Consider the following 5,571-nt stretch of genomic DNA (forward strand, 5'->3'; position numbering starts at 1 on the left):
CAGCGCCGCCCCGGCCCAGGGCCGCCGAGCCGCACGCGCGGCGGCCCTGCGCGGCCGTCGGCGCCGGGCCGGGGTGATCGTCGGCGCCGTCCTCGTGGTGATCCTCCTGGCGGCCTGGACCCCCGCGATCGTCCGGGCGATCTCGGCGACGGCCGTCGATGTGCCCCCCGCTGCCGATTCGCTCCCGGTGCCGCAGATCAGCCAGGCCTCGGCGTCGGCCTCCATCTGCGACGATCCCGACGTGCAGACGGCGCTGGCGGCCGGCGACGACGAGGCGGTCATCACGGCGGCGGGCGGGGGTGAGGTCTTCCGTGAAGCGGTCGCTGACGGCACCGCTCCCTGCATCTCGCTGTCCGACGCCGATCACCGGTGGGTGGTGGTGAACAAGGCGCGGCCGCTGGACCCGATCGACTACGTGCCCTCGACCCTCGTGACGTTCAGCGAGGTGAGCTCGCTGAACGGCGGCAGCCTCGGACAGGAGGCGATGACTGCGCTGGCGGCGCTGGCCGAGGGGGCGGAGACCGCCGGCGTCGGCGAGATCGCGTCGCTCAGCTCCTACCGCTCGTACACGACGCAGCAGAGCACGTACGCCGAGCACGTCTCCGCCGACGGCACCACGGCCGCCGACCTGGAGAGCGCCCGGCCCGGCTACAGCGAGCATCAGACCGGGCTCGCCCTCGACCTCGTCGCGTGCGGCAGCTCCTGCGGCGGACTCGACGACTTCGGAGCGTCGGCGCAGGGGCAGTGGGTCGCGCAGAACGCCTGGCAGTACGGCTTCATCGTGCGGTACGAGGACGGCTACACCGACACCACCGGCTACAAGGCCGAGCCGTGGCACCTGCGGTTCATGGGCGTGCAGCTCGCCCAGGCGTATCACGACGGCGGGTTCCACACGCTCGAGGACTTCTTCGGGCTGCCCGCAGCGCCCGACTACGTGGACTGACCGCGTCCCGCCTGGAGGCATCCCACAACGTCGCCGCGCGCTCCTGCCGGCCGGGCGTCGCGATCCCACAGGCCGGATGCGCGTGCATCGATCGCGTCCCTAGACTCGCACGCGGCGACGCCGCCGCAGCACCCATCGATGCCCGCATCGTCGCCTGAGACCCGCCCAGCGGAGAGGAAGGACCGGCGCATGGAGCGCGACATCTACGACGAGGACCACGAGGCGTTCCGCGAGGTCGTCACCGAGTTCATCAAGCGCTACGGCACGAACGAGAAGCGCGAGCAGTGGGATGCCGACGGCGAGATCGACCGCGCCACCATGCTCGCCGCGGGAGCGGCCGGGATCATCGGCCTGTCGGTGCCGGAGGAGTTCGGCGGCGCCGGGATGCTGCAGGACTACCGCTTCCGCACGGTCGTCATGGAGGAGACCATCAAGGCCGGGCTCGGCTCGCTGGCCGGCGCCTTCGGCATCCAGGACGACCTCGCCGTGCCCTACCTCGTCCACTTCGGCACGCCGGCGCAGCAGGAGAAGTGGCTGCCGGGCATGGCCACCGGCGAGATCCTCGGCGCGCTGGCGATGACCGAGCCCGGTGCCGGCAGCGACCTGCGCGGCGTGAAGACCACCGCTAAGAAGGTCGACGGCGGCTACGTCGTGAACGGCGCGAAGACGTTCATCTCCTCTGGGAAGACCGCCGACGTCGTCGTCACCTTCGTGAAGACCGGCGAGGGCAACAAGGCCGACGCGTTCAGCCTGCTGCTGCTCGAGAACGGCATGGCCGGCTTCGACCACGGCAAGAAGCTGCACAAGATCGGATTCCAGGGCCACGACACCGCCGAGCTCAGCTTCACCGACGTCTTCGTCCCGGACGAGAACCTCATCGGCGGCGAGGAGGGCCACGGCTTCGTGCAGCTCATGCGCAACCTGCCGCTCGAGCGGCTGTCGATCGGGGTCGCGGCGGCGGCGGCATCCGAGGCGGGGCTGATCTGGACACTCGAGTACACCGCCAGTCGCGAGGCGTTCGGGCAACCGGTGATCGACTTCCAGAACAGCCGGTTCGCGCTCGCCGACATCGCGACCACGGTCGACGTGCTGTGGGCCTACGTCGACCGGGCGATCGGGCTGTACGGCGAGCAGAAGCTCACGCCGGAGGAGGCGGCGAAGGTCAAGTTCTGGACCACGGAGCGCGAGGGGGAGGTCCTCGATGCGTGCCTGCAGCTGCACGGCGGCTACGGCTACATCCTTGAGTACCCCATCGCGCGCGCGTTCGCGGACGCCCGTGTGCACCGCATCTACGGCGGGTCCAACGAGATCATGCGCGAGATCGTCGCGCGCCAGGTCACCGGCCGCCGGTAGCGCGTCTGTCAGCGGGTCCCGGGGAGGACGAGGACCGCGGCGGACACCGCCCAGGCGAGCACCACGAACACCACGTCGCGGATGCGGAACGGCACCGGGTACCGCTCGGTGCGCTCGGGATAGGCGCCGAAGGCCCGGGCGTCCATCGCCAGCGCGACCCGCTCGGCATGGCGGATCGCGCCTGCCAGCAGCGGTACGACGTAGCCGAACCAGCGGCGGCCGACGGCGAACGGCGACCTGCCGCCGCCGGCGCCGCGCACGCGGTGGGCCTGCCGGATCACGTCGAGCTCGTACGCGAACCTCGGCACGAACCGGAACGCGGCGAGCGCCGTGTAGCCGATGCGGTAGGGCACGCGCAGCTGCTGGACCCACGAGCGGACGAGGTCGGCGCCGGTGGTGCTGAGCCCGGGCACCAGCGCCAGCCCGGCGATGGCGGCCAGGCGGACGCCGGTCGCCATGCCGGTGCGCAGGGCGCCGGCGTACAGCGTCCCGTCGCCGACGCGGAGCACGACCGGGGTGTCGGCGACATGCGCCGGATCCGTCCACAGCGAGAACGCGAGTCCGAGGACCATGGCGCCGGCCGGGACCCCCACCGCGAGGATCAGGACGAGGCGGCTCGAGAACCGCACCCCGATCAGCAGCGTCACGGCGGCGAGCGCGAGGAAGGAGAGCGGGACCGCCAGGTCGCGGACGAACACCAGCGCCACGGTCGCCGGGATCACCGCCGCCAGCTTCGACAGCGGGTTCAGCCGGTACAGGAACCGCACCGGGCCGGCCGGCGACGCCGGCGCGAACGGGTCGACGGCCAGGCCGGTCATGGCCCGCCTCCGGGCAGGTCCGCGAGCCGGGTCGCCCGGACGAGGGCCGGATGCTGCGTGAGCCCGGCCAGCACCTGCCGCAGCGGTGACAGCCGCAGCCCGGCGCGTTCGATGAGCGCACGGTCGTCGAGCACGTCGGCCGTGGCGCCGACGGCGATCACGCGCCCGCCGGCCATCACCGTGACCCGGTCGGCGTATTCGCTGACCAGCTGCATGTCGTGGGTCACGACGATCACGGTGACGCCGTCGTCGCGGAGGTCCGCGAGCAGGCGCAGCAGCTCGTCGGCGCGAGCCCGGTCCTGCCCGAAGGTCGGCTCGTCGAGGGCCAGCACCGGCGCCCCGGCGACGAGCGCCGTGCCGACCGAGAGACGGCGCTTCTGGCCGCCCGACAGGAGGAACGGATGCTGCTCGGCGTGGCCTGCGAGCCCGAACCGCGCCAGCAGATCCATGGTGCGTGCGCGCACCTCTGTCTCGTCGAGCCGCTGCCGGCGCAGGCCGTGCGCGACCTCGTCGAACACGGTGTGCGCGACGAACTGGTGCTCGGGGTTCTGGAACACGAACCCGATCCGGCTGGGCAGCATCCGCTGATCGACGCGTGCGACGTCCGCGTCGCCCAGGCGCACCGTGCCGCGCGGCGGCCGGAGGACGCCCGCGATCGCCGAGAGCAGGCTCGACTTGCCGGCGCCGTTCGCACCGACGATCGCGGTGAACGATCCGGCCGGCACCGTCAGCGACACGTCGTGCAGCACCTCGGTGCGTCCGCGGTGCAGGGTCAGCCCGGTGACCTGCACAGCGGTCGCGCGCGTCGAGGGCGCGGGTGCCGGCGCCGGCCCGTCGTGGCCCACGGCCGGATGCGGCGCCAGCGCGTCGTGCAGCTCGCCCGGGGTGAGCGGCACCGGCTCGAGGATGTAGCCGGCCCGTCGCAGACGCAGCGCTGCGAGCGTCGCGACCGGCAGCCACACCCCGAGTGCGGCCAGCTCCTCGGCTCGCGCGCGCAGCACCTCGTCGACGCCGCCGTCGGCGACGAGCCGGCCTTCGGCATCCAGCACGACCACCCGGTCGACGACCGCCATGGCCGCGTCGAGGTTGTGCTCGACCAGCACGATGGCGTGGTCGCCTGCCGCCGCGAGGTCCGCCAGGGCCGCGTAGACCTCCTCGATCCCGGTGGGATCGAGGTTCGCGGTGGGCTCGTCGAGCACCAGCAGCGGCGACCCCATCGCCAGCGCCGCGGCGATCGCGAGCCGCTGGCGGCCGCCGCCGGAGAGGCGGTCCGGGTTCTCGTGCCGGCGCTCCCACAGCCCGACGCGGCGCAGCGCCTGCTCGCTCCGGGCGAGCACCTCGGCCACCGGCAGCCGCAGGTTCTCCGGTCCGAACGCCACCTCGTCGAGGACGGTGCCGGTCACCAGCTGCGCATCCGGATCCTGGAACACCATGGCGACATGCCGGCTCAGCTCTGCGACCGTCGCGTCGGCCGTGTCCACGCCGCCCACGACGACCCGTCCCTGCACATCGGCGGGCACCGCGTGGGGGATCAGGCCGTTCAGGGCGAGGGTCAGCGTGGACTTGCCCGCACCGCTCGGCCCGAGCAGCAGGACGACCTCGCCGCGTTCGACCGTGAACGAGACGCTCGCCGGCGTCGCGACGGTCGCGCCGTCGTGGGTCACCGACAGCTCGGCGACCTGCAGCAGCGGAGCGCCCGAGGTGGCGGACCGGGGGACGGCGGTGCTGTCGGGCGCGGGAGCGGACACGGGCATCCAGTCGAAGAGGAACGGGCGCTCTCTAAGTTAGTCGGCCCTCACGTTCGTCGGGCCCCGCGTCAACGACGGATGCGGGTGATGCCCGCGCGGCGCAGCGCCGTGCCGATCGCGAGGCCGATCGCCGTCCAGGCCACCGGCGCGACGACCGAGAAGGCGAGGTAGGAGATCTGCGCCCACAGCGGCATCGTGCCCAGGTCGGCGACGAAGAACACCGGGACGGCGATGACCACGCCGATGACCACCGCGGACACGAAGAAGCGCCATGCCGCCCACGAGCGGTAACGGGTCAGCGCCGCGACGAGCTCCTGGATGCCGCCGAACAGGATCGCCGTGCCGAGGAATCGCAGCGCCCACTGCGGTCCGGTGGCGCTGGCGACCAGGGCGGCGAGCACGTGCGTGATCAGCGCGACCCACGGCAGCCGCAGCACCTCCTGCGCGATGATGCCGGGCAGCACGTGCACGCCGAGCACGAGCCCGTACATGACCGGCACCGTCGCCAGCACCGGGATCGTGACCCAGCCGGCGATGCCGCCGAGAAGACCCGTGGCCACGGCGATCGCCGCGCAGGTCAGCAGGACGCGCGTCGACAGGACGGAGGCTCGGGCCACGGGGCCAGCGTAGCGCCGCCGCTCGACGCCCCGCCGCCGGGCGCTCAGAGCCGCCGGCGCCGGCCGGTCAGCCGCACGTGCGGCAGGGGCGG

General features: G+C 73.1%; 5 protein-coding genes. 2 read left to right on the forward strand and 3 right to left on the reverse strand.

The features are described from left to right. A partial coding sequence (locus QM626_RS02435) for a M15 family metallopeptidase (protein WP_415073604.1) occupies window positions 1–943 on the forward strand: 943 nt, incomplete at its 5' end. A 189-nt stretch (window positions 944–1,132) separates the two neighbouring features. Beyond that, window positions 1,133–2,296 (forward strand): acyl-CoA dehydrogenase family protein, encoded by a 1,164-nt coding sequence (locus QM626_RS02440; RefSeq protein ID WP_415073606.1) that lies wholly within the window; start codon window positions 1,133–1,135, stop codon window positions 2,294–2,296. An 8-nt stretch (window positions 2,297–2,304) separates the two neighbouring features. Here QM626_RS02440 and QM626_RS02445 read toward each other — a convergent pair whose 3' ends face one another. The 3 genes from QM626_RS02445 to QM626_RS02455 form a co-directional block, all read right to left on the reverse strand. Further along, window positions 2,305–3,114, reverse strand: coding sequence for an energy-coupling factor transporter transmembrane component T (locus QM626_RS02445; protein ID WP_415073608.1), 810 nt, complete (start codon window positions 3,112–3,114; stop codon window positions 2,305–2,307). Continuing rightward, the gene (locus tag QM626_RS02450) at window positions 3,111–4,868 is read right to left on the reverse strand and encodes an ABC transporter ATP-binding protein (protein WP_415073610.1); all 1,758 of its coding nucleotides are present in this window, start codon (window positions 4,866–4,868) and stop codon (window positions 3,111–3,113) included. The genes QM626_RS02445 and QM626_RS02450 overlap by 4 nt, the downstream gene beginning before the upstream one ends. A gap of 62 nt (window positions 4,869–4,930) precedes the next feature. Beyond that, a complete protein-coding gene (locus tag QM626_RS02455; protein ID WP_415073612.1) occupies window positions 4,931–5,479 on the reverse strand; it encodes an ECF transporter S component in 549 nt (182 codons plus the stop codon). Window positions 5,480–5,571 lie beyond the last annotated feature (92 nt).

Source organism: Microbacterium sp. (genome assembly GCF_047606385.1).
Taxonomy (GTDB): Bacteria; Actinomycetota; Actinomycetes; order Actinomycetales; family Microbacteriaceae; genus Microbacterium.

What these genes read in the sequence shown, in the direction of transcription:
- QM626_RS02445 (WP_415073608.1), bottom strand. Translation starts at nt 3,114, where the DNA reads ATGACCGGCCTGGCCGTCGACCCGTTCGCGCCGGCGTCGCCGGCCGGC.
- QM626_RS02440 (WP_415073606.1), top strand. Translation starts at nt 1,133, where the DNA reads ATGGAGCGCGACATCTACGACGAGGACCACGAGGCGTTCCGCGAGGTC.
- QM626_RS02450 (WP_415073610.1), bottom strand. Translation starts at nt 4,868, where the DNA reads ATGCCCGTGTCCGCTCCCGCGCCCGACAGCACCGCCGTCCCCCGGTCC.